Source organism: Bacillus sp. P4_D3, from assembly GCF_056401855.1.
In genome coordinates this window covers 1-1,927 of sequence record NZ_JBFUIN010000589.1, presented here as the reverse complement: position 1 = coordinate 1,927, position 1,927 = coordinate 1, and the positions used below count along the sequence as shown (strand labels likewise).

3 protein-coding genes and 1 pseudogene are annotated in these 1,927 nt (G+C 32.7%); all 4 read left to right on the top strand.

The features are described from left to right. Window positions 1-123, top strand: a pseudogene (locus tag AC1DTM_RS24420) (type II secretion system protein); the annotation flags it as partial. After that, window positions 107-568: a competence type IV pilus minor pilin ComGF gene (comGF, locus tag AC1DTM_RS24415; protein ID WP_002160492.1), complete on the top strand. Its 462-nt coding sequence runs from the start codon at window positions 107-109 to the stop codon at window positions 566-568. The pseudogene AC1DTM_RS24420 and the gene comGF, both read left to right, overlap by 17 nt. After that, window positions 565-936, top strand: a complete 372-nt coding sequence (gene comGG / locus AC1DTM_RS24410; RefSeq protein ID WP_016106150.1) for a competence type IV pilus minor pilin ComGG — start codon at window positions 565-567, stop codon at window positions 934-936. The genes comGF and comGG overlap by 4 nt, the downstream gene beginning before the upstream one ends. 173 nt (window positions 937-1,109) lie before the next feature. Then, window positions 1,110-1,760, top strand: a complete 651-nt coding sequence (locus AC1DTM_RS24405; RefSeq protein WP_016106149.1) for a 2OG-Fe(II) oxygenase — start codon at window positions 1,110-1,112, stop codon at window positions 1,758-1,760. Window positions 1,761-1,927: the final 167 nt, after the last annotated feature.

Genomic DNA, 1,927 nt, shown 5'->3' with positions numbered 1-1,927 from the left:
AAAGAGCAAGTCATAAAAGGAATTGTATATTACACATATTGGAGAGGAGATGAGGTTTGTACGATGTGGAAAGATATGAGAGGAAAAGCGATGGAGCAATGCCTTTATGCAGAGAAAAGGTAAAAAGGAAGCGGGATTTACGTTAATAGAAATGATTGCATGTTTGTTGCTTTTATCAATGTTCTTTTTACTTTTACCACGTCTTCATATTATGGGAATAGAAAATACACATTCAAAAGGACTAAATGAATGGGAGTGGGATGTGTTTTTAGGACAAATGCAATTAGAGTTTCGTGAAGTATTAAGTGGGAGGAAGATAGCACTAGAAAATGATGAACATATTTTGCGCTTCCAACTTCGTAATGGCGATGAGGTGACGTATGAAAAAGTGAATAGTAATTTAATAAGAAAAGTAAATATGCGCGGAAGGGAATCTATATTGCAAAGGATTGAAGCGATTTCGTATAAATTAACACCTCATTTGCTATATATATATGTGAAAGATATAAGTGGTGAAATATATGAAGGCGTGGCTGTACGCTATAGTGAAATTGAGATAGAAACATGAGAAAACAAGATGGATTTGCAATGCCAGGAACAATTATTTTTCTTATTTTATTCATTTCTTTTTTGATGTACGAAACGAATATGTTACTTTCGGATAAAAAATTTTATTCTGAAATAGAACAAAGTTTTTTTATGGAGGAACTTATTGATCGAGCTATTTCAGATATAAAAAGAGACTTACAGCAAAAAGAAAAAGAGGATGTTTTTTTATTTCAGTATGAAAGAGGAGAAGGGAGTGGAAAGTACGTCTTTGAAAATGATGTTATTAACATTTCATTGCAATGTGTTACAAAAAAGAGAGTTTTCTACAAAGTGAGCTTTCGCTATAGGAAAAGGGATAATAAAATATTGGATTGGGTAGAAGGATAATGTGTAAAATACGCGGGGGAGAAGCATTAATTTCCAATGTGTTGAGAGTCAATTTTTTTGTGGAAAGGGATAAAAAGGATAGTTAAAAGTTTAAATTTTCTCAAAAAAGAGAAAGGTAGAAAGAATATGATATATTCATGCTATCCAATCATTTTTTCTAGGGAGATAAGGAAATGACAACTAACAATCAAATAGATGAAAATAAGGAACAAACTATTTTTGATCATAAAGGAAATACGATTATGACAGAAGATAGGGAAATACAAATTATTTCAAAATTCGAAGAACCCCTTATTGTCGTATTAGCAAATGTATTAAGTGATGAAGAATGTGACGGATTGATCGAATTTTCTAAAAATAAAATAGAGCGGTCTAAAATTGGTTCATCACGTGATGTAAATGATATTCGAACGAGTAGCGGTGCATTTTTGGAAGAGAATGAACTAACTTCGAAGATTGAAAAACGAATTTCATCTATCATGAATGTTCCTGTAGCGCATGGAGAAGGATTGCACATTTTAAATTATGAAGTGGATCAAGAATATAAAGCGCACTATGATTATTTTGCGGAACATAGTAGATCAGCTGCTAATAATCGTATAAGTACTCTTGTGATGTACTTAAATGATGTAGAGGAAGGCGGGGAGACATTCTTTCCGAAATTAAATCTTTCTGTACACCCTAGAAAGGGAATGGCAGTATACTTTGAGTATTTTTATCAAGACCAATCACTAAATGAGCTTACGTTACATGGAGGAGCACCTGTAACGAAAGGCGAGAAATGGGTTGCAACGCAGTGGGTGAGAAGAGGTACTTATAAGTAAAAGTGAGCCAGCTTGTTTGATTGCGAGAAAATAGGGAGTATGTTACGTTTTGTTCTTCATTTCATAAGAAGAACAAAACGTTTTTTTATTAAATAAAGTAGCATCTTTCGTTATAATAACAAATAATAACGGATGATTGAGAGGAACGAAAATGAAATCTATATACA